This window comes from Granulicella aggregans, from assembly GCF_014203275.1.
Classification (GTDB): domain Bacteria; phylum Acidobacteriota; class Terriglobia; order Terriglobales; family Acidobacteriaceae; genus Edaphobacter.
Window position 1 is genome coordinate 514,705 of the sequence record NZ_JACHIP010000003.1, and the last position, 21,108, is coordinate 535,812.

Annotated in this window: 17 protein-coding genes; 10 read left to right on the forward strand and 7 right to left on the reverse strand. The window is 59.8% G+C overall.

Translation table 11 applies throughout. The annotated features are described in order from the left end of the window. Nucleotides 1–80: 80 nt before the first annotated feature. A complete protein-coding gene (gene bshC, locus HDF16_RS12520) occupies nt 81–1,688 on the forward strand; it encodes a bacillithiol biosynthesis cysteine-adding enzyme BshC (RefSeq protein WP_184217029.1) in 1,608 nt (535 codons plus the stop codon). A 47-nt stretch (nt 1,689–1,735) separates the two neighbouring features. On the opposite strand, the gene HDF16_RS12525 is transcribed toward bshC, so the two are convergent. Continuing rightward, nucleotides 1,736–3,526, reverse strand: coding sequence for an ABC transporter permease (locus tag HDF16_RS12525; RefSeq protein WP_184217031.1), 1,791 nt, complete (start codon nt 3,524–3,526; stop codon nt 1,736–1,738). 109 nt (nt 3,527–3,635) lie between these two features. Then, nucleotides 3,636–4,085, reverse strand: coding sequence for a DUF6526 family protein (locus HDF16_RS12530; RefSeq protein ID WP_184217033.1), 450 nt, complete (start codon nt 4,083–4,085; stop codon nt 3,636–3,638). A gap of 138 nt (nt 4,086–4,223) precedes the next feature. Here HDF16_RS12530 and HDF16_RS12535 point away from each other — a divergent pair, with 138 nt between their 5' ends. Further along, nucleotides 4,224–5,042: a deoxyribonuclease IV gene (locus HDF16_RS12535; RefSeq protein WP_348641315.1), complete on the forward strand. Its 819-nt coding sequence runs from the start codon at nt 4,224–4,226 to the stop codon at nt 5,040–5,042. Nucleotides 5,043–5,338: 296 nt separating this feature from the next. Here HDF16_RS12535 and HDF16_RS12540 read toward each other — a convergent pair whose 3' ends face one another. Then, nucleotides 5,339–5,785, reverse strand: coding sequence for a rhodanese-like domain-containing protein (locus HDF16_RS12540; protein WP_184217035.1), 447 nt, complete (start codon nt 5,783–5,785; stop codon nt 5,339–5,341). A 220-nt stretch (nt 5,786–6,005) separates the two neighbouring features. Here HDF16_RS12540 and HDF16_RS12545 point away from each other — a divergent pair, with 220 nt between their 5' ends. From HDF16_RS12545 to guaA, 5 genes are all read left to right on the forward strand, one after another. Further along, a complete protein-coding gene (locus tag HDF16_RS12545) occupies nt 6,006–7,370 on the forward strand; it encodes a reverse transcriptase family protein (protein WP_184217037.1) in 1,365 nt (454 codons plus the stop codon). Between the two features lie 147 nt (nt 7,371–7,517). Continuing rightward, a complete protein-coding gene (gene leuS / locus HDF16_RS12550) occupies nt 7,518–10,040 on the forward strand; it encodes a leucine--tRNA ligase (RefSeq protein WP_432432241.1) in 2,523 nt (840 codons plus the stop codon). 2 nt (nt 10,041–10,042) lie between these two features. Beyond that, a complete protein-coding gene (locus HDF16_RS12555; RefSeq protein WP_184217041.1) occupies nt 10,043–11,029 on the forward strand; it encodes a hypothetical protein in 987 nt (328 codons plus the stop codon). A gap of 53 nt (nt 11,030–11,082) precedes the next feature. Further along, nucleotides 11,083–11,253 (forward strand): hypothetical protein, encoded by a 171-nt coding sequence (locus HDF16_RS12560; RefSeq protein ID WP_184217042.1) that lies wholly within the window; start codon nt 11,083–11,085, stop codon nt 11,251–11,253. 113 nt (nt 11,254–11,366) lie between these two features. Beyond that, nucleotides 11,367–12,926, forward strand: coding sequence for a glutamine-hydrolyzing GMP synthase (gene guaA, locus HDF16_RS12565; RefSeq protein ID WP_184217044.1), 1,560 nt, complete (start codon nt 11,367–11,369; stop codon nt 12,924–12,926). 117 nt (nt 12,927–13,043) lie between these two features. On the opposite strand, the gene HDF16_RS12570 is transcribed toward guaA, so the two are convergent. Then, complete coding sequence (locus tag HDF16_RS12570; protein ID WP_184217045.1) at nt 13,044–14,339, reverse strand: POTRA domain-containing protein; 1,296 nt, start codon at nt 14,337–14,339, stop codon at nt 13,044–13,046. Between the two features lie 68 nt (nt 14,340–14,407). On the opposite strand from HDF16_RS12570, the gene HDF16_RS12575 reads away from it, so the two are divergent. Both HDF16_RS12575 and HDF16_RS12580 read left to right on the forward strand, forming a co-directional pair. After that, nucleotides 14,408–14,824 carry a POTRA domain-containing protein gene (locus tag HDF16_RS12575; protein ID WP_221312704.1) on the forward strand — a complete coding sequence of 139 codons (417 nt, stop codon included), beginning with the start codon at nt 14,408–14,410 and terminating at the stop codon, nt 14,822–14,824. After that, a complete protein-coding gene (locus HDF16_RS12580; RefSeq protein WP_184217047.1) occupies nt 14,821–15,057 on the forward strand; it encodes a hypothetical protein in 237 nt (78 codons plus the stop codon). The genes HDF16_RS12575 and HDF16_RS12580 overlap by 4 nt, the downstream gene beginning before the upstream one ends. Before the next feature lie 332 nt (nt 15,058–15,389). Here the strand turns inward: HDF16_RS12580 and HDF16_RS12585 are convergent, their stop codons facing one another. The 3 genes from HDF16_RS12585 to HDF16_RS12595 form a co-directional block, all read right to left on the reverse strand. Then, entirely contained in the window at nt 15,390–16,400 is a 1,011-nt protein-coding gene (locus tag HDF16_RS12585) for a tagatose 1,6-diphosphate aldolase (protein WP_184217048.1), read from the reverse strand. Nucleotides 16,401–16,509: 109 nt separating this feature from the next. After that, nucleotides 16,510–18,450 (reverse strand): ABC transporter ATP-binding protein, encoded by a 1,941-nt coding sequence (locus tag HDF16_RS12590; protein ID WP_184217049.1) that lies wholly within the window; start codon nt 18,448–18,450, stop codon nt 16,510–16,512. A 47-nt stretch (nt 18,451–18,497) separates the two neighbouring features. After that, on the reverse strand, nt 18,498–20,078 hold the full coding sequence (locus HDF16_RS12595) for a hypothetical protein (protein ID WP_184217050.1): 1,581 nt from the start codon (nt 20,076–20,078) through the stop codon (nt 18,498–18,500). Between the two features lie 242 nt (nt 20,079–20,320). Here HDF16_RS12595 and HDF16_RS12600 point away from each other — a divergent pair, with 242 nt between their 5' ends. Beyond that, complete coding sequence (locus HDF16_RS12600; RefSeq protein ID WP_184217052.1) at nt 20,321–20,989, forward strand: outer membrane beta-barrel protein; 669 nt, start codon at nt 20,321–20,323, stop codon at nt 20,987–20,989. Nucleotides 20,990–21,108 lie beyond the last annotated feature (119 nt).

The window sequence follows — 21,108 nt, forward strand, 5'->3', positions numbered from 1 at the left end:
TACGGTATCATCCAGCAGCGGGAGAATCTGCATCGGAGACTGGCAACGAGGCATCCAAACCTGCAACGGCCCAAAGCGATATGAGTACAGAGTGTTACCCCATCAGCGTTCTCCCCCACGTCACGCGGCTATACCGCGACTACGTTGCCATGGACGAGAACCCAACGGTTGCGTCCTGGTACGGTGCGAATCCGACCAACGATAGCTGGATGCGGCTAAAGGCTGTCGCTGCCTCGAAGGGCAATGAGTTGGCTGATGCGCTCCGCAGACAGAGCATCGAGTTTCAAGCCGCACCGCAGGCGCTTGCGAACATAGAAAAGCTTCGCAATGGGGCACGGGCTGTGGTGACGGGCCAGCAGGTCGGACTGTTCGGCGGCCCCTTGCTGACCCTGCTGAAGGCCGCTACTGCGGTTGCCCGGGCAGCCGAGGCAACGCGGTCGGCGGGCATCGATCATGTTCCCGTCTTCTGGCTGGCTACTGAAGACCACGACCTTGCCGAGGTGGATCAACTTTCGCTGCTGACGAAGACGTCGGTCGAATTGTTGAAGGCAAACCTGAAGACGGCTGTGCCCGTTCCAGTCGGTGGCGTTCTCCTGGGCCAGGGGATCACGGATGTCTTGGAACAGGTAAGTGAGTTGCTGTCCTGGGCTCCCATCACCGAGAAGCTCCGGGAGTTTTACACGCCGGAGAACACGCTGGGCGGAGCGTTCGCGAAGCTGCTCACTTACCTCTTCTCCGCCCATGGCTTGATCGTGATGGATGCTGCCAGCAGGGACTTCCATGCGCTCGGTTCGCCGGTGCTTCGAGCAGCGCTCAAGCGCGCTGAAGAGTTGGAGACAGCGCTGCTGGCGCGTACCGCAGAGCTTGAACGTGACGGATACCACGCCCAGGTATTGGTGAAGCCGGGAGCTTCGCTGCTGTTCTTGCTGGATGAAGTTTCCGGCGAGCGGTTCGCTCTGCGGCGAACGAGCAGCGATATATGGAAGGCTGGTGGTCGTACCTACTCCATGCCGGAGTTGCTGGCAATCCTCGATACCGCTCCGGAGCGGATCAGCCCAAACGCCCTGCTGCGACCGGTGTTTCAGGATGTCATTCTCCCGACTGCGGCTTACATCGGTGGTCCTGCGGAGATCGCTTACTTCGCTCAGAGCGCTGTCCTCTACGAGAAGATTCTCGGGCGAATCACTCCCGTGCTGCCGAGACTCAGTGCCACTTTGATCGAGCCGGCAATCGGTGAGGTGATGGCGCGGCATGAGGTCTCGCTTCCCGACACGATGACGACCGCCGACGCGTTAGCGCAGCGGCTTGGAGCGCGTGCCATGCCCATCGCGGGAAAGCGCAAGATAGCGGCTGTAGGAAATGCGTTAGACGTGGAGCTTTCGGCGTTGACCGAGTATTTGTCCGCGATGGATGAAAGCCTGGGACGTTCGGCGACCGTATCGGCTTCGAAGATGCGCTACCAGATGAACCGTCTGCGGCGGATGGCTTCGACCTTTGAGTTGCAGAAGGAAGCAAGTCTTCGCAAACATGCGGACGCCATGACGCTGAACCTCTATCCCGGCGGGCATCTACAGGAGCGCGTACTCGGTGGAGTCTGGTTCCTGGCTCGCTCCGGCGATGAACTGATTGAGCGGCTTATCGAAGAGGCAAAGAATCTTTGCCCGGGGCATGTCGTGGTTCGGCTCTAGAGAACGCCCTCGAGTTTTCCCCTTACAAAAACCGCGAAGACACAAAGCTAGTTGAGCTTGTACCGCGTCTCTGCGAGCCTGAATAACGGCCGCCAGACGAGGCGGTTCGTAGTGACGACCATCAACGCCATCACGATGGTGGAGAGCAGGAGAACGGGAAAGCGGCCCGCGCTGGTGGCTTCGCTGATGATCGCTCCGAGGCCGAGCGTTTGCAGGATCTGTCCCTTGATCGGGAAGTATTCGGCGATGATGCTGGCGTTCCAGGCTCCTCCCGACGCAGTAACAAGGCCGGTGACGAGGAAAGGGAAGATGCCGGGCAGGATGACCGTCTTCCAACGCTGCACGGTGCTGAATTTGAAGAGCGTAGCCACTTCCTTCAGGTCGTTCGGGATGGCGATGGCCCCCGCGATCACGTTGAAAAGGATGTACCACTGCGTTCCGAGAAGCATCAGCGCGATGGAGCCGATGCCCATGCCTCCGCCAATCTGGACCAGAGCAAGGAGAAGGACAGGGAAGAGCGCGGTTGCGGGAACGGAGGCGGCGATCTGCGCTAGCGGCTGAGCGATGCGGGCGAGGCGCGGGTTCGAGCCGATGGCGACGCCCACGGGGATCGTCCATGCGGATGCGAGGATCAGGGCCAGGTTGACGCGGAGGAACGTGATGATCGCACCCAGAAGTATGTGGAGGTACTCGCGGCCGGGAAGCGGGCGCAGCAGAGCGATGGCCTGTAAGGCGGCAAAGGCTACGGCGACGGCGGCAACGATACCAAGCAGCGTGGGAAGGCCATAGATACGAACAGTGTCGGCGAAGGACCGGTTTGGGCGGGTATCGGGATCAAAGGTCGCGAGCTTGTGGATGCGGTCCATGCGGCGCGAGGCGAGTTTGCCATAGATGCCTTCGGCCAGCGGGTCAAGGGTGTGGCGGCGGATCGAGGCGAGCGCGTCCGAGTGGGTGAAGAGATGCAGAATGGGGGAGCTGACGCGCTTGCTGCTCTCAACCTGCTCGAACTTGAACTTGTTGCTCCAGGAGATCAGCGGCCGCCAGAGAAGCTGGTCAGTGGCGACGATGATAGCGATCATGGTGAAAAGGCCCCAGAGGATGGCGGACCCGTCGCCTTTGTCGGCCGCCGTCTGGAGATAAGACCCGAGGCCCGGGAGGCGGAAGTCGCGCGAGCCCAGGTGAAACATCTCGCAGGCCATAAGGAAGAACCAGGCTCCTGCGACCGACATGATGGAGTTCCAGATGAGGCCAATGGCGGCATAGGGAAGCTCTAGCTGGAAGAGACGCTGCACGCCGGAGAAGCCGTAGATGGCGGTGGCCTCCTGGAGTTCGCGGGGCAGGCTCTTGAGCGAAGAGTAAAAGCTGAAGGCCATGTTCCAGACCGAGCCGGTGAAGATGAGGACGATTGCGCCCATCTCCACGCCGAGTTGGCGGGTGGGGAAGAGGGCGATCATCGCCAGCATGACGGGAGGGAGGAAGCTGAGGACCGGGATCGACTGGAGGATATCGAGGACCGCGATCATGACCTTTTCGGCGCGCTGGTTGTAGGCGGCGATGTAGCCGTAAGTGATCGCGAAAAGCAGGCTCAGGAGATAGGCGAGGCCGATGCGGACGACGGAATAGAAAGCGTAGAGCGGGAGCGAGCGTGGGCTGAGAGAGACCACCATCTCCGGCTCGGGGCGGCCCGCCCAGAACATCGCGATGCGGACGATGGCGTAGAAGCAGGCAAGACCGATGGCGGCGACGCCGAGATCGATGAAGAAGGGAGTGCCGCGCTCCAGCACCTGAGCGCGGGCGAGGGTCTCGCGAGGCTGGAAGGGGTTGGGGAGCTGGATCATGCGTCGATTGTATGCGACGCGTGTGTATGCAGGGCGAAGGCGCGGAGCCGGCGGATATCGACCCGTTGCAGGCTCTCTCTAACTTTACTTTTTGACAAGCGCACTTGCGCTAGACGCGAAGGTCGTCCGCGCGCCATGTCGTGATGCTTCCCTTGATCTGCTTCGAGGTCAGGTTTTCCCTGACTGCCCGGGGGATGAGAGTGGGAAGTTCCGCGTCCGCGGCGAAGCGGAGGGCGATCATCTGGCCGAGGGTGAGTTTTGCTGCGGTAGCCTGTTCCGTTGGTTGAAGAATAGCGGCGTAGCGGAGGCGCTCTTCGAGGCGAATGACGCGGTTTTGTACTCTCAGGTCTTTCACGCGCAGATTCATGGCCATTGCGGCCAGCGCAGCGGATACGATCACGAGCCAGATGTGCAGACCCAGCATCTTGTGCTCGGGGCTGATCGCGATTTTGACGGTCATGGTTAGAGTCGCTATGAGGTTCGCGAGAAGGACTAAAACGCTGAACAGATAGGGTAGGTCTCTGCGGGTGTGGTTCTTGAACGATTGCGGTTCGGGCATGAGGGGATGATACGCGACGCAGGCTCCTTCGTTTTTATGGTTCGCGATGAGACGGTCGACTTCGGTCGCGAGGACGGGACGGTGGTGGTTTTGGGTTAAGCTTTGGAGATGGCGACTGGAACAAAGAAGAGAATTGGTGTGCACCTGGGAACCGCGGGCGGGACTTGGACGGCGGTGAATCGAGCAGTTGAGGCAGGGGCGAATACGTTCCAGATCTTCACGGCGAGCCCACGAATGTGGAAGGCTGCTCCGGTGAAGCCGGAGGACGCGGCGAAGATGATCGAGCTTCGGGCGAAGCATGACATTGGACCGGTGGCTGTCCATGCGAGCTACCTGATCAACATGTGCAGCCAGACAGAGACAGTGCGGGAGAACTCCATCGGCGCGTTTCGCGGCGAGGTGGAGCGGGCGCTGGCGTTGGGCGCGGAGTACCTCGTCCTGCATCCCGGAAGTTGGAAAGGGCTGACGCGTGACGAGGGGCTGCGGCTGGCAGCGGAGTCGATTGAGCGAGCGCTTGATGGGGTGCCGTGGCAGGGGAAGAACTTCAGGGTGCTGATTGAGAACACGGCCGGGGCCGAGTTTTCTCTGGGCGGCAAGCTCGAGCAGGTCGCGGAGCTGGTGGAGCTGCTGAAGGCTTGTGCGCCGGTCGGCGTATGCCTCGATACCTGCCACACGCATGTCGCGGGATACGATCTCGTCTCCGAACCGGGTTATGCGGAAACGATGGCAATCGTCGCATCGACGGTCGGATTCGACGCAGTAAAGGTCTGGCACTGCAACGATGCCAAGGCGGCAATGGGGTCGAAGCTGGACCGGCATGAGCACATCGGCGAAGGCACGATGGGGGCCGAAGCGTTTCGGCGGTTGCTGCACGATTCTCGCTTTGATCATGCAGCGTTATCGCCGAGACTCCGGTGGATGCTCCGGGAGATGAGGCCAGGAATGTTGGGGTGTTGAGGACCCTGGCTGCGGGGTAAATCCACCGCCTTGATGCGAAGTTGCGAAAGTTTTACGGAAGAATTACACCCCACATGTCACACCCCTGAATGTTCCACGTGGAACATTAAGGGGTGGCGGCTGCGTGTTCGAGGCATGTCGCGCTTCACATTCTTCAAATTGCTACGGAAAACCATCTTCCTCCCCTTGATCCGCCGTGAACACCGCGCTTCTCGAGCGCCGAATCTCCCGAAAAAGAAGCAAAGTGAGCTATCCAGTTCTATCGCGCGGAAGCGAGATTCAAGTGACTGAGCGGCTTACAAAGTGTCGAGGTGGAAGGCGGTCTCGTAGGTTTCGACGGGGCAGCCGCTGGCCTTCCAGGCGGCAAGGCCACCGCGGAGGAACTTGACGCGCTGGTGATTCGTCGCCCGGGCCTTGTGGAGGGTCTCGCGGGCGGTCTCGTCGCTGGGACAGGTGCAGTAGAAGACGACGTCCCGGTCAAAGGGGACGAGTGCTGGATTGGCGAGTACATCTTTGGGCGGAATGCGAACGCTGCCGGGGATGATGTGCGGGTCGGCCAACAGGTCGAGCGGGTGGCGTACATCCAGGAGAAAGACCGGATCCGGCGATTCCAACTGGGACCGAAGCTGGTCAGCTGAGATGCTGAAGCGGGCGGTCTCTTCGGCGGCGCGCTTGCGCTTGAGATAGAAGAAGACAGCAATTACCGCGACGAGGACTGCGGTGATGGCGAGAGCAGTGGCCATGGACGTACCCCCTTGACGGGCTTTGATGTCGGAACCCGTCTGTTTGCTTCAAAAAGCTGAACCTAAACCGAATTGTAGGGCGTGATCTGCGACGAGCGATCCAGCTTGTTACATGTACACCCGACGCTGCTATGCTATCCCGTGGCTGCGGAGTGCTCCAAGCCTGGTTAATGCGTGTCCTCGGGCATGTTGCAACCTCTCTGGGGATACCCCAGGGGAGATGAAGGAACTGGCAGATCGTCGCGGAACCGGCGCTGCGCTCATGCGCAGACATGGTGCCGCAGAGTTGGACTGGTTGGAGCACTCCGCTGCCGTAACTCAGGGCGACGAATCGAGGCGAATGGCGAAGCCCAATCCGCAGGTCGTCAAAGCGCTGGCGCGGTGCGTGCTCGCAGGGGAGTGCAGCGCGGAGTCGATTGCGGGACGGCTGGCAGAGGTTCTGGGTAGACAACGAAGATGGATAGCACCGTTTGCTGCGCGATACATCAAGGCGTTCGGCGGAAAGACGCGGCCTCGGAACAGGGAAGTGGTCGCATTTTTCCTTGCCGACCGTAGATTTTGCAGAGTCTACGATCGCGATCTTGTAGCGATGATGTCTGTAAGCAGGTTTACCCCTGCTGCAGAGATGCAGCCGATTGCAGCGGCGAAGGGCTGGGGGATTCCCGCGATCCGCAATGTTGGTGGACTCGCAGAATGGCTCGGCATCAGCCTTGCGGATTTGGAGTGGTTTGCCGATCTCGGTCAGTATGAGTTTCGGCAGGACGAAGCGTCGAAGCTGCACCATTATGACTACCAGTTTCGGCTCAAAGCATTAGGCGCCTACCGGCTGATCGAGGCTCCGAAGCCGCGATTGAAGGATCTGCAGCGGCAGGTATTGACGTGGATGCTGGATCGGGTTCCGCCACATCCGGCGGCGCATGGATTTGTGCGCGGAAGGTCGATCCAGACGTTTGCCGAGCCGCACGTCGGGCAGGCCGTTGTGCTGCGGATCGACCTGAAGGAGTTCTTTCCGTCGATCCGCGCGGCGAGGGTGCAGGCGTTATTTCGGACGATGGGATATCCGGAGCCGGTTGCGGATTTGCTGGGAGGCATCTGCACCGCAAGCGTCCCGCGCTATGCGCTGCGCGAAATGCGTCAGGCGCTTCCGCTCGCGGAGTTTCAAGAGCTCAAGACGACGTACCGGCGGAGACATCTGCCGCAGGGAGGGCCTACTTCGCCGTCGCTGGCGAACCTATGCGCGGTACAGGATGGATTGCCGGTTGGCTGGGCTGGCGGAGGCCGCGGGAGCGAGATATACGCGCTATGCGGACGATCTTGCGTTCTCCGGGGGAGGCGAATTTGCACGGAGTGCGGAGCGGTTTGGACTTCATCTCGCAGCGATCGCGACGGAAGAAGGATTCGCGGTGAATCACCGCAAAACTCGAGTCATGCGCAAGGGCGTGCGGCAGGATCTCGCCGGGCTGGTGGTCAACGAGAAGGTCAACGTGGATCGGCGCTACGTCGACGAGTTGAAGGCGATTCTGCACAACTGCGCCCGGTTTGGGCCGGAGAGCCAGGTGCGAGGCTTTCGCGGATCGTTTCGTGAGCATCTGCTGGGCAGGATAGGATTTGTGGAGATGGTTCGACCGGAGAAGGGTGCTCGGCTGCAAAGGGTCTTCGATGAGATACGGTGGCCATAAGTGTGGATCGCACGGGCGCTTGACCGCTTCTTTACAATGAAGAGATGCAAGAGATGAAGCAGAGCGAGAGTGAGCCGCAGCAGCGATATTCGCCGGCGGAGATTGAGCCGAGGTGGCAGGCGAAGTGGGACGCGGACGCGACGTTGTATTCGGCCGAAGGGCATGACTCCGGCAAGCCGAAGTATTACGTGTTGGAGATGCTGCCTTATCCGAGCGGCGCCCTGCACATGGGGCATGTGCGGAACTATGCGATTGGCGATGCACTGGCGCGGTTCATGTGGATGCGCGGTTACAACGTGCTGCATCCGATGGGGTGGGACGCTTTCGGGTTGCCGGCGGAGAATGCGGCGCTGAAGAACAATACGCCTCCGCGAGAGTGGACGCTGAAGAATATTGCGGCGATGCGCAAACAGATGCAGCGCATGGGGCTGAGCTACGACTGGTCGACCGAAGTCACGACTTGTTTGCCGGACTACTACCGGTGGAACCAGTGGATCTTCCTGAAGATGTACGAGGCAGGACTTGCTTATCGGAAGAAGAGCAAGGTCAACTGGTGTCCGCAGTGCGCAACGGTGCTGGCGAACGAACAGGTGGTGAATGGCTGCTGCTGGCGGCATGAAGACCAGATCGTGGAGCAGCGCGATCTGACGCAGTGGTTCCTGCGGATCACGAAGTATGCCGATGAGTTGCTCGAAGGGTTGGACAAGCTGGATGGATGGCCGGATAAGGTCCGGACCATGCAGCGGAACTGGATCGGTCGCAGCGAAGGTAGCTTAGTCGACTTCGCTGTCGATGGAAACGCTGATACGAAGATCACGGTGTTTACTACGCGGGTAGATACGATCTTCGGTGCGACTTCGGTGCAGGTTGCTCCGGAACATGCTGTGGCGAAGGCTTTTGCGTCTGAGGACCCCTCGCTTGCAACGCAAGTCGAGGAGATGATCGAGCAGCAGAAAAAGGCGCGCGAGGCGGGCGATCTGGGCGCGATCGAGAAGCACGGTGTCCCGACAGGGCGATTTGCTGTGAATCCGTTCAATGGCGAACTTGTGCCGATCTGGGTTGCAAATTACATTCTTGCGGATTACGGAACGGGCGCGATCATGAGCGTTCCCGCGCACGATGAGCGGGACTTCGAGTTTGCGACGAAGTATGGATTGCCGGTGAAGCGCGTGATTGCGCCGAACGTGGATACAGCGGGTCTGGCGCTGCCTTATACGGCTGAAGACGATGCGGTACTGATCGACTCCGGTGAGTGGACGGGTGAAAACTGCCTCGAAGCGCAGGAGAAGATGGCAGCCTTTGCAAAGGTCAATGGATTTGGAACCGCCACGGTTACATATCGCTTGAAGGACTGGGGCGTTAGCCGGCAGCGGTATTGGGGCACGCCCATCCCGATGGTGTACTGCCAGAACGGTCACGAGGGCGTTGAGCCAGGCGGATTGGTCGCGTTGCGTGAGAGCGATCTTCCGGTGATTCTGCCGCCGCAGATTGAGATTACGCAGCAGGGCGGCTCTCCGCTGGGACGGGTGCCGGAGTTTGTGAATACGACGTGCCCGGTATGCAGCGGCCCGGCGACGCGCGAGACGGACACGATGGATACGTTCGTGGATTCGAGCTGGTACTTCTACCGGTATACGGATGCGAAGAACTCGACCGCGCCGTTTGCGAGCGAGAAGGCGAACTACTGGTTCCCGATCGATCAGTACATCGGCGGGGTGGAACACGCGATTCTGCACCTTATCTACTCGCGCTTCTGGACAAAGGTGATGCGGGACATCGGGCTGATCGTGAACGATGAGCCTGCGGCGCGTTTGTTTACGCAGGGCATGGTGGTGAAAGACGGCGCGAAGATGTCGAAGTCCAAGGGCAACGTGGTCTCGCCGGACTTGATGATCGAGCGCTATGGTGCCGATGCGACGCGGATGTATGCGCTGTTTGCAGCTCCGCCGGACCGCGATCTGGAGTGGCAGGAGGACGGTGTCGCGGGCATCAGCCGGTTCCTCGCAAAGGTCTATCGGCTGTCGATGAAGTACAAGGATGTTGCTTCCAGTGGCGATGGAGAGTTGACCGCTACGGATAAGACGTTGCTGCGCAAGCTGCATCAGACGATTGCCAAGATTACGCAGGACTTCGATGGACGCTGGCACTTCAATACGAGCATCTCGTCGATCATGATTCTGGTGAATGAGATCTCGGCGAACGAAGCTGCGATGGATTCGGGCGAAATCTCCGCGCCCGCTGTTGCGGCTGTGTTCCGCGCGCTTTCACAGATGCTTGCGCCGTTCGCTCCGTTCCTGGCCTCGGAGCTTTGGGAGGAGATGGGACAAGCTGCTCCGATCTTCCGTCAGAGCTGGCCCGTGGTCGATGAGGAGCTTGCGCGAGAGAGCGAGATCGAGATTCCGGTGCAGGCCAACGGGAAGCTGGTCACTGTCGTGAAAGTTGCTGCGGGCAGTGACGAGGCTGCTGTAAAGGCTGCTGCGCTCGCGGATGCAAAGGTCATTTCTCGTGTTGATGGCAAGACGATTGTGAAGATGATCGTGGTGCCGGGCAAGCTCGTCAACCTCGTGGTCAAGTAACGATGGCGGTTACAAATAAAACGGTTCCGTATTACAAAGCGAGCGGCCCGGTGCGAGGGACGCAGAGCTTCGTGCATACGCTGTCTTCGTGCTGGTCGCGGCCTTCGCTGACGGGGCTGGAGGTTTTGTGGCGCTGGGCTTATGGCATCCCGGCGTTGTGGCTTACGCTGCTTGTGGTGCGGCGGGCGTTGGCCTCGCATCTTGCTGGCGGGCTGGCTGGACTGGGGTTGGACAAGGCGCTTCTGAACGATCCGGTAGGAGCGCTGACGGCTGATCCGATGGGTGTGGTCGCGAAGGTGGAACAGGCGGCGGGAATCGTGATGCCTGACCTGTTGCGCGTCGCGGCGTGGCTAGCTCCTTTGCTGGTGGCGGTGTGGATTGTGGTGTCGTCGATTGGCAGGACGGTAGTTCTGCGGCGGGCGGATTCGGCGTTGAAGCCGAGGGTGTTCACGCTGATGCTCCTGCAGGTGGTTCGGCTGGCTGCGTTGGCGGGAAGTTTCTGGGTGTGGTTTAGCGGCATCCGATTCGCGGCTCGGGTTGCGGTGATTGGGCCGATGAGCGCGGGGCAGGAACCGAACCTGGTGCTGTACTGTGCTATCTCGATCGTGACGACGCTGGGGCTGTTTGTGCTTTGGGGCGCGGTAAGCTGGTTCTTTTCGATCGCTCCGCTGCTGGCGATGATTCAGGGTCTGGGCGTTGCGGGCAGCCTGAAGGCGGCGCTGCGGCTGGGTTCGCTGAAGTCGAAGCTGGTCGAGATCAACCTGGTGATGGGGATCGTGAAGATCGGTTTGATTGTGCTGGCGATGGTGTTTTCGGCGACTCCGCTTCCTTTTCAGACGGTGACGACTCCGGGATTTCTTGCCTGCTGGTGGGCGGGTGTGACGGTGCTGTATCTGGTCGGGTCGGATTTCTTTCATGTGGCGCGGCTGGTGGCTTACCTGAACCTGTGGCGCGGGCATGAGGAAGAAATTTCTTTGCCAGATAAGTGAAATCTGCATCCTACTGTGAATAGAAGTTATTTCGATTGGGCACGGGGGAAGCGATGTCATTTGCACTTTATGGCGTTGGGCTATTGGTTCTGATTGGCGGGCTGGTTTATGTGGCGGTGCTGACGCATGTAGCCTCGCACTGGATCGTGGCGATGGTGATTATTCTGATTGGCGCTGGGTTGATGGCTGCGGTGAATAATACGAAGCAGCGGGACCCTCGGTAAAGGCCTGCCACAGACGTTCGTGGCGAGACCCACGCATCGCGATACGGCTGCGATGCATGGGGCACAATTTTGTCGGACTTCGATCCGGCGATCCGGGGATTTACACTTGAGGGGTGGATACCTCAACGATCGTCATTCTTGATTTCGGTTCGCAATACACGCAGTTAATCGCCCGGCGGATACGTGAGTTCAATGTGTTCTCCGTGGTTCTGCCTTGCACGGCTTCACTCGACAAGATCAAGGCGCTTTCGCCCAAGGGAATTATTCTTTCGGGTGGGCCTTGCAGCGTCTATGACGCGGACGCCCCCGCTGCTGATCCGGCGGTGCTGGCGATGGGCGCACCAGTGCTAGGCATCTGCTATGGGCTGCAGTTTATTACGCATCATCTTGGGGGCAAGGTGGTGTCGGCGGCGGCTCGGGAGTATGGGCATGCCGAGGTGAACGTGGTGGCGGAGACGCCGCTGTTTACGGGGCTTCCGGCTACGTTAAATGTGTGGATGTCGCACGGCGACCATGCGCAGACGCTGCCTGAGGGCTTCCGGCTGACGGCGGAGACCTCGAATGCGGTAGCAGGCATTGAAGACGTTTCGCGGTCGATCTATGCTGTGCAGTTTCATCCTGAGGTTGCACATACCCGGGAAGGGATGGAACTGCTGAAGAATTTTGTGATCGGGATCTGCGGGGCGAAGGCGGATTGGACGCCGGAACACTTCATTCAGAGCACGGTGGAGCGGGTGCGGGCTCAGGTGGGTAACGGTCATGCGATCTGCGGGCTAAGTGGAGGCGTGGATTCTTCGGTTGCGGCTGTGCTGGTAGCAAAGGCGATTGGCGACCGGCTGACATGCATCTTTGTGAACAACGGCGTGCTGCGCAAGGACGAGTTTGCCAAGGTGCAGACCACGATGCGCGAGCAGCTTGGGTTGAACGTTGTTGCCGTGGATTCGAGCGAACGGTTTCTATCGAAGCTGGCCGGCGTGACCGATCCGGAGAAGAAGCGGAAGGTGATTGGGAACGAGTTCATCGCGGTGTTTGACGATGAGGCCAAGAAGATCTTCGATGCTGAAAAAAGTTCGGGCGAGGAGGTTGCGTGGCTGGTGCAGGGGACCCTGTATCCGGATGTGATCGAGTCTTCGAGCGTGCATGGGCCTTCGCATACGATCAAGAGCCATCACAATGTCGGCGGCCTGCCGGAGGACATGAAACTGAAGCTGATTGAGCCGCTGCGCGATCTGTTCAAGGATGAGGTGCGGCGGATTGGGCGGGATCTCGGGATGCCGGACGAGATCATCGAGCGGCAGCCGTTTCCGGGGCCTGGGCTGGCGGTAAGGATTCTGGGAGAGGTGACGGCGGAACGCGTCGCGATGCTGCAGGAGGCCGATCAGATTGTGGTCGATGAAATCAAGAAGGCGGGACTTTATCGCAAGGTCTGGCAGAGCTTCGCGGTGCTGCTGCCGGTGAAGTCGGTGGGCGTGATGGGCGATCAGCGGACGTATGCGAACACCTGCGCGGTGCGGGCGGTGGAGAGCGAGGATGGCATGACGGCAGACTGGGCTCCGCTGCCTTATGAGGTGTTAAGGACTATCTCCAGCCGGATCGTGAGCGAGGTGCGCGGTATCAATCGTGTGGTTTATGACATCACGAGCAAGCCGCCGGGCACGATCGAGTGGGAGTAATGGCTTCTTGTTTCGCTTAGCCTAAAGTCTCAAATGCGAGATACGGGTCTCTCCACTGCGCGGCGGACGATGGTGCTGTCCGCCGCTTCGATCGAGATGACGAATCGTTGGACGGGCTTAGTTCGGCGTTGTTCCTTGGCCTGCGAAGGTGAGGATAAGCTCGACGGTGTGGGCGTCGGGGTTGGCGACGGTCTTGAAGGAAGCGGTGAGAGGCTCGAGGCTCTTGACTGCGGAGTTGTTGTGGAGGAACTCGGCGACATAGCTCTCATCGTAGACGTCGCCGGGCTGCAGCTTCCAAGTCTTGTCGAAGTCGGCCTTCTGCGTGGGGTTAAGGTGGAGCGGGGTGACGGCGCTAAGCTTGTATTGGTCGCCGGGGATGGCGGCAACTGCGAAGGCTGCGGTGTGGGCGGTGGTGTCGAGCTGTGGGGTCGCGGTGACGACTACGTCCATGTAGCCCTTGCGGCGATATGCGGCTTCCAGTTTGCCGAGTGATTGCAGGAGCGTCTTCTGCGAGGCGACGTCGCCGGGGTGCAGGTTGGCTTCGGCGTTGAAGGCCTCAGTGGACATCATGGGGGAACCGGGCCAGTCGAGCTTCGAGAGGTGGTAGACCTCGCCCTCATCGATGGTGGCGGCTACATCGACATCGATGGCGGTGTCGGTTGAAGACGCTATAGTGCGAATGAGTGTGACCTTGGCGGCCTGGAAACCGGCGTTCCTGTAGACGCCGAGAAGGACGTTTTGCAGACTCTTGGGGAGGATGCCTTCGTTGAAGGCTTTGCCGGTGAGGGCCTGGATGAGTTGACCTTTTGCCTGGTCGAACTGGGGGCGCATGCCGTCGACGGTGAGGGCGTGGATGCGGACGGCGGGCTTGGTGAGGCGGAACTCGAGTACGCGCAGCGGCTGGATGGAGGAAGGCGCGACGGGGTCGACGGAGAGCGAGCCACCGGTGACTCCCTTGGCTGTGAGCAGCTGCTTAAGCTCAGCGGCAATGGCGTCCTGTTCGTTGCCGGCTTCGGGAACGGTGCCGTTGAAGAGAGGGATGGTCTTCTGGATCTCGGCGGTGAGCTCTTCGGGTTTGTACCAGATGATGTTGTCGAAGGTGGCGGTGAGGATGCGGTCGGGATCCTGAGGCTTCACCTTGAAGATGACGGTGATGGATTTGGCGGGCCCGTCGACGGTGGAGGACAGGTCGGCGAAGGCACCGGTGTCGATGAGGCGCTGGGATGCGGCCTGGAGATCGTCTTTGGTGATGGTGGTGCCGGGCTTGATGCCGGAGGCAGCTTCTAGAGCGGCTTGGGAGTAGGGCATCTGGCCGTCGAAGACGATGTTTTTTACGGTGTATTGCTGGGACAGAGCCGAGGTGGGGGCAAGGCAAAGGAGTGCAAAGGGGCTCAGAAGTCTCAGGATGCGCATGTGCGTCTACGGTAGAGCAACCATGATTTATGGGCAAGCGAAAACTGGTGCCTCTGCGTGTGGAGCCGATGACAGCCTCTAATCGAATGCGCGTCCGTCGAGTCTTTCCTGTGCTCCTTCTACTGCTATCTGCCTTGCATCTGATGGCGGCTACTTATGCGCCCTCCAAACTTGTTTTCACTGGAGCTGACCAGTACAAAGCGGCCGATCTAACGACGGTGACTGGATTGACTCCGGGCAAGCAGGTGACCACGGAAGAGATCGATGCGGCGATGCAGAAGCTGGTCGATACAGGGCTGTTCAGCGATATGCGCTATACCGTGAATGGACAGGCGCTAACATTCATGCTGACTCCGGTAGCAGCAGACCAGTTGCTGACGGCGCGCTATAAGAACTTCGTTTGGGGACCGACGGCGAGCTTACGGCGCTGGTGGAAAGGCGGGTTCCGCTGTTCACGGGCGCTGTGCCCGTTACCGGAACCATGAAAGATTCGGTAGCGACTGCGCTGACGGAGATTGTGGCTGGCAAGTCGGTGAAGGCGACGATCCGTTCGGTGAATTCTGGAGCCTTAGGAAAGGGAGTCAGCGGGCTGGTCTTCGCGATCGATGATCCCTTCGTTGAGGTGGGGGAGGTTCAGATCGATCAGGTGTCGGCGGCAACTTCGCCGAAAGTTGCGGAGGTGAAGAAGCGCTGCATCGGCGGGGACTATGCTTGCTGATCAGCGTTCAGTCCCGGTGTCTTCACGTTCGCGACTCGATACTGCTCACCCGGCACCACATCGAAGCAGAGTTCGACAAGGTATGGAAGCTTGCACCGGGACAGTTTTATAACGAGGAGCCCGTCAAAACCGCGCTACAGAAGCTCGCATCCAACAAGGCGTTTCAAGGGTATGTTCCAAGGCCTGGGTTGGCTCCGAATTCACAATCTCATTTAGTCATCGTCACGATTTCTTTTGTAAAAGGCGCGCGGCCCTAGCTACAAAAAGAAACACCGCAGGCGTCTCTCGGCGACTCCTGCGGTGTAGTTGAAAGCTGTCTTGGGGCGATGCTGTTAGCCAAGTTCGTCCATGCTCATTGCGCCGAACTTCAGGTACCAGGGGCTGGCGGCCTGAAGGGCCATGTTGACGTTCTGGATGTTTTCGACGCCGGTGGTTTCGAGCCACTCGCGGAAGGCTTCGGAGCCCTTCTTGGCGTAGATCTCGATGCCGTCGAACCAGGTGGCGCGGCCGCAGAGGACGCCGTTAAACTTGGTGCCAGATTCGCCGGCGAGTTCCAGGGTCTCGATGAAGATGGGGTTGGTGACGCCGGCCGAGAGATAGATGAAGGGCTTGTGGGTCGTGCTTTCGGCGTCGCGGAAGTGCTGGAGCGCTTCGGCGCGGGTGTAGGCCTGTTCGCCCTTGAAGGCGCGGGTGCCGGCGACGTGGGTCATCTCGATGGGGACTTCGACCTTGAGGACATCGACGTTGTAGCGGGCCTTGCCGAACTCCGACATGCAGCCGGAGACGACGGAGGGCTTGAGCTTGGCGTATGCGAGGGACTTTTCGCCGACGCCGGAGACGTCATAGCCGACGAACTCAAGGAAGAAGGGAATGTCGTGGGCGAGGCACTCGTCGCCGATGCGTTCGATCCATGCCTGCTTGAGATCGTTGACCGAGGACTTCTCAAACGGGGTGTAGTAGAGGAGAATTTTGATGCAGTCGGCACCGGCTTCCTTGAGGCGGCGAACGCTCCAGACGTCAAGGAGGTCAGGCAGGCGACCGGCGGTGTTCGCATCGTAGCCGGTCTTTTCGTAGGCGAGTAGCAGGCCCTTGCCGTTGCGCTTGTGGGAAGCGGGAAGGCCGAACTCGGGATCGAGCAGGATGGCGGAGGCGTAGCGGGTAAGGACCTCGGTGACCTGGAGCTTGAACTCTATAAGGTCTTCTCCGCTGGCTTCGCCGCCGCGGTCCTTGGCGATCGACTTCTGCAGCGAACCGCGCTGATCCATGGCTGCGGCTGCGATCACGCCGTGTCCGTTTGATACGGCTTTGAGTCCGGCAAGTTTTCCTGGGGTCAGCTTCGACATTGCTTCTCTCCTTCTTTCATGCAGCGCAAGTTAGACCTATAGAGTACACGCGAGATTGTACACAGGCATGGCCCGATCGAGGTTGAACAACGCGAATATCGGACGGTTGCTATGCCGTTGCCGGAAGCGCCTGTGAGGTTTCCTGGTCGCGATATTGCAATTGATAGAGCTTGTAGTAAAGGCCCCGTTCGGCAAGTAGCTGCTGGTGGGTTCCGCGCTCGCGGAGGGTGCCTTTGTGCATCACCAGGATGGTGTCGGCGGACTGGATGGTGGAGAGGCGGTGGGCGATCAGGATGCTGGTGCGGCCGGTGATCATGCGGCTGAGAGCGAGGCGGACGCGCATCTCGGTTTCGGTGTCGACGGAGCTGGTGGCTTCGTCGAGGATAAGTATCCCGGGGGCGTGGGCGAGAGCGCGGGCGAAGCTGATGAGCTGCTTTTGGCCGGTGGAGAGGGTGCTGCCGCGCTCGGTGACGGGCTCTTTGAATTTGAGGGGGAGGCTGCGGATGAAGTCGCCTACGTTGACTTCGTCGCAGGCTTTCTCGAGGGCTGCATCCGTTATCCACGAAGACCCGAGACGAATGTTGTCGGAGATGTTGCCGGTGAAGAGGAACGGGTCCTGCAGAACTACGCCGAAGCGTTGGCGGAGGAGCTTGAGGTCGTGACATCGGACGTCTAGGCCGTCGATGAGGACCGCGCCTCGCTGCACGTCGTAGAAGCGCATCATCAAGGCGGTGATAGTGGTTTTGCCCGCTCCGGTGTGGCCGACGATAGCGGCGGTCTCGCCGGGGTCGACTACGAAGCTGACGCCGGAGAGAATCCACTCGATGTCAGCGAAGGTGCGGAGTTCGGCTTCGGTTGCCGTCGCGATGCGGGACTTCTGAGCTTCGTCGAGCTGCTGGTAGGTGAACCAGACGTTCTTGAATTCGATGCGGCCGGATTTGTCGCCAGCGACGGGCATTGCGGGGGAGAGAATTTCGGGCTCGGAGTCGAGGAGCTGGAAGACCCGTTCGGCGGCGGCCATGGCGGCTTGCAGGATGTTGAACTTGTCGCTGAGGTCCTGGATGGGGCGGAAGAATCGTTGCGCGTACTGCATGAAAGCGATGAGGATGCCGACGGTGACGGCACCGTGGAGGACGCTGTATCCGCCGCGCCAGATGACCAGGGCGATGGCGGTGGAGCTGAGGAGTTCGACCGCCGGGTAGTACCAGGCGTAGGCGAAGATGGCGTCGGTCCAGGCGGCCATATGGTGGCGGTTCACGTCGACGAACTCGTCGTAGGCGCGGGGCTCGCGGTTGAAGAGCTGGACGATGCTCATGCCGCTGACGTGTTCCTGGGTGAAGGCGTTGATCTTGGCGATGTTCTTGCGGATGCGGCGGTAGCTGTCGCGGACGCTCTTGCGGAAGATGCTGGTGAGGAGAAGGATGCCGGGGATGACGGCGAGGGTGAGCAGCGCTAAGGGCCAGCTCATCCGCAGCATGATGATCACGATGAAGAGCAGGACGAAGACGTCTTCGAAGATGGCGAGGACGCCGGAGGTGAACATCTCGTTAAGGGCGTCGACGTCGGAGGTGACGCGGGTGACGAGCTTGCCGACGGGGTTGCGGTCGAAGAACGAAGGCGACATGCGCTGGATGTGGCGGAAGATCTGGCTGCGGAGATCGAACATGATCTTCTGGCCGGTCCACTGCATGAGGTAGGTCTGAAAGAACTCGAGGATGAAACTGACCGCGAGTGCGCCCAGGTAAAGACCGGCGATCTGGGTGATGCCGGTCATCGGCTTCGGGCTGAGGTGGCGGGCCAGCAAGGACAGCTTTTCGGGGGGCGTGCTCGACATGTAGGTGTCGACGGCAACCTTGGTGAGATACGGGCCGAGAACGTCGGTTGCGGCCTTGAGAAGAATGGCTAGCGCGGAGAGAGCGGTCTGGAGCTTGTAGGGTGCCAGATAGGTGAGAAGGCGGCGCATCAGCCGGCCATCGTAGACTTTGCCGACGATCTCGTCGTCACCTTCGCGCTTCGCTGGTTTTTCTTCTTTTTGCTTCTTGTCGGCCATGAGCTGTCACCATTCTAGATGCTCGAGAGATGGCGTATGGCTCAGAGTTATCGGAGTTGGCAGACCTTGACGGCTTCATTTGTGAATGGGCAGAGAAAAGACGTTCGGGCGTCGTGATTGAGAACGATCCAGGAGACGTGGAACGGGGATAAGCGGCGGAGTCTTTCGGCGTCGGTGATGAGATTTAGGTTTGTGGTGGCTGTTTGCTCGGTGAGCCAGCGGTCGGCGAGTTGCGGAAAGACTGCGGCAGCTCCACCATCCTTGGATCGGTCGGCGAGGGAGTCTCGCTCGGCAACGGCGCGGAAGCCGAGGGAGTCTTCGGCGGGAGCGTCGATGTAGTTGGCGTCGAGCGCAAAGATCGCGTCACGGGGAGTGCTTGAACGAACCCAGTTGAAGGCTTGATGCCATGGATTGTGCGTCGCGACGCCGGGGAGTTCGACCTGGGGAGAACCCGGGTAGACGGTGTGCTGGACATAGCCGAGGGAGGCTCCCAGGACGATCGTCAAGGCTAACCATCGCCAAACTGAGCTCTGAAGAAGGAATTCTCCAACAAGGCCGCCAAGGACCAGAAACAAGACCAGGTAGATGAAGAGAAAGGGGCGTAGAGGTTGAAGGGCTGCGATGCTTTGAGAGATCGCCTGCGGGTGACAGAACGCGACAGAGATCGATAGGGAGATGAGGCCCATGACGACGGAGGCAGTTACGAGAGCGGGCCCGGCGGATTGGCTTCGATTTTTCTGCCAAAGTGCGTACGAAGAGAGCAATGCGAGCGGCGCGACGATTCCCAGCAGTTCGTACCAGCGCCATTCGGAGAGGAAGAAGTAGGTGCGCGTGGCAACAGCGGCGAGGTGAGCGGGCGATTCTGAGTCGGAGTCACGGGAGAACTGGACGAACGCGGCTGCCAACAGGCTGACTGCGGCCACGGCACCGATTCTGAGCCACGACCGGCTCTCTACAGTCCAGAGCACGAGCAGGAAACCGATGGCATACGCGCCCATCAGAGGATGGAAGATCGCCGCGAGCAGAAGGAAGAGGCACATACGCCAGATGCTCTTATCGAGCGCGGCGCAGATGGCGAACAGGGTGAACGGCGTGGAAAAAGATCTGCCGGTCAGGTAGGGGTCGGCGATCGAGAGAGACGTTCCTGCGACAGGGACGCAGAGACACAGAGCGACCAGTAGCGTTCCGCCCCACGCCGCACGGTGACTCCGGAAGCATCGTCTCGCTATTTCGTAGCTTCCATAAAGGAGAAGGAAGACGGTAGCGATGTGAATCTGGAAGAGAACGGCCTCCAGCGGAAGGTGGAGCATTCGTAGTAGCCAGGCGCCAAAGTGCGAGAAGAGAGACAGGCGCACGTAGGGAGCGATGAACGCGCCGCTGACCGGATACATGCCGGCGGAGGCAAGTTGCTTGAGGCTGGCGACGTAGATCCCGGCGTCCTCGCTGTAGGGGTGGTAGCCATCGACCAGGATTGCGAGGAGGGTGAGGGCGAGGATGGTTCCCGCGCGCTGGACTCCTCTGCTTAGGGAGCGGAGCGGGGGAGGGCTAACCTCGTCGTGCGACTGGGTCGCAACTGCAATCTCTTTGATCTCCAGAGTGGAAGCAGCCTGAACGGTTACTGAAGGCAATCGCCTACCTCGGAATGATTCATGGAGGAGATGGCCGCTGGTCCGGGCGCGAGTTTGTGGAGGAAGCTGGAGGCTGCGGGCATAGGGTCTGGACGCGAGGTGCGGAACGATTCAGGAAGCCGGAATTGTACCGGCTTGAGCTATAGACGGAAAAGTGGTCGGCAAGTTGCGTTGGTCTACTGCCAAGATTTGTAACGTAAACTAAATCAGGCGCAAGTTGCTTCCCAAGGAGTCTCTTCGAGATGTTGAAATTGTTTCGTTCGCTTTACGGATGTGTGCTCGGTGTCACCGTGCTTGCCAGTTTTTCTACCGCATCTTCGCAGACCACAGCGCTTTCACGACAGCTTGACCGGGTAGATGTAGCCGTGAGCGGCATCGGAGCGATCACCAAAGGTGTTTCGGGCAACAATTACATCGCTCAGGCCGTCACTCTGAACGCCAGCACAACCGTCGGAGCGTTGGTGACGGTTCGGTATACGAAATCGCCGTTACTTGGGGCGGAGTTCAACTATAGCTACACACGTTTCACGGAAAACTTCTCAGGTTCTCCATTCTCACAGCCCTCCGGGATAAACACGCCGTTCGGTGTTCAGACGAATGCGTCGGAGTACACGATGGGTTATGTCGCTCATCTTCCCAGCCTGCTGGGGGTTCAACCTTTCGCTTCGGTCGGGGCAGGCGCAACCGCCTTCAAGCCGACTCCGCTGGGTGGTCAGGGTCTTCCTGAACAGGCGCGGGCAACGTATTACTACAGCGTGGGCGCGGAAGATCAGCTGACGCGGTTCTTCGGAGTTCGGGCGCAGCTGCGGCAGACTTTCTACAAGTCGCCTGACTTCGGCCAGAACTATCTCACGATCAACCAGCAGACGTTTACACTCGAGCCCGGGATCGGTTTCTACATCAAGTTTTAGGGAACAAGCTCCGGCGCAGATTGCGGCTTGCATCACCGAAGGCCCGCTACGAGATTCTTCTCGGAGCGGGCTTTTCTGCGTGGCCTGACATTTCCGAAGGATGTTGGGTAGAATTCGCC

What these genes read in the sequence shown, in the direction of transcription:
- bshC (WP_184217029.1), top strand. Translation starts at nt 81, where the DNA reads ATGAGTACAGAGTGTTACCCCATCAGCGTTCTCCCCCACGTCACGCGG.
- HDF16_RS12525 (WP_184217031.1), bottom strand. Translation starts at nt 3,526, where the DNA reads ATGATCCAGCTCCCCAACCCCTTCCAGCCTCGCGAGACCCTCGCCCGC.
- HDF16_RS12540 (WP_184217035.1), bottom strand. Translation starts at nt 5,785, where the DNA reads ATGGCCACTGCTCTCGCCATCACCGCAGTCCTCGTCGCGGTAATTGCT.
- HDF16_RS12600 (WP_184217052.1), top strand. Translation starts at nt 20,321, where the DNA reads ATGTTGAAATTGTTTCGTTCGCTTTACGGATGTGTGCTCGGTGTCACC.
- HDF16_RS12545 (WP_184217037.1), top strand. Translation starts at nt 6,006, where the DNA reads ATGAAGGAACTGGCAGATCGTCGCGGAACCGGCGCTGCGCTCATGCGC.
- HDF16_RS12560 (WP_184217042.1), top strand. Translation starts at nt 11,083, where the DNA reads ATGTCATTTGCACTTTATGGCGTTGGGCTATTGGTTCTGATTGGCGGG.
- HDF16_RS12570 (WP_184217045.1), bottom strand. Translation starts at nt 14,339, where the DNA reads ATGCGCATCCTGAGACTTCTGAGCCCCTTTGCACTCCTTTGCCTTGCC.
- HDF16_RS12590 (WP_184217049.1), bottom strand. Translation starts at nt 18,450, where the DNA reads ATGGCCGACAAGAAGCAAAAAGAAGAAAAACCAGCGAAGCGCGAAGGT.
- leuS (WP_432432241.1), top strand. Translation starts at nt 7,518, where the DNA reads ATGAAGCAGAGCGAGAGTGAGCCGCAGCAGCGATATTCGCCGGCGGAG.
- HDF16_RS12555 (WP_184217041.1), top strand. Translation starts at nt 10,043, where the DNA reads ATGGCGGTTACAAATAAAACGGTTCCGTATTACAAAGCGAGCGGCCCG.
- HDF16_RS12585 (WP_184217048.1), bottom strand. Translation starts at nt 16,400, where the DNA reads ATGTCGAAGCTGACCCCAGGAAAACTTGCCGGACTCAAAGCCGTATCA.
- HDF16_RS12575 (WP_221312704.1), top strand. Translation starts at nt 14,408, where the DNA reads ATGACAGCCTCTAATCGAATGCGCGTCCGTCGAGTCTTTCCTGTGCTC.
- HDF16_RS12530 (WP_184217033.1), bottom strand. Translation starts at nt 4,085, where the DNA reads ATGCCCGAACCGCAATCGTTCAAGAACCACACCCGCAGAGACCTACCC.
- HDF16_RS12580 (WP_184217047.1), top strand. Translation starts at nt 14,821, where the DNA reads ATGAAAGATTCGGTAGCGACTGCGCTGACGGAGATTGTGGCTGGCAAG.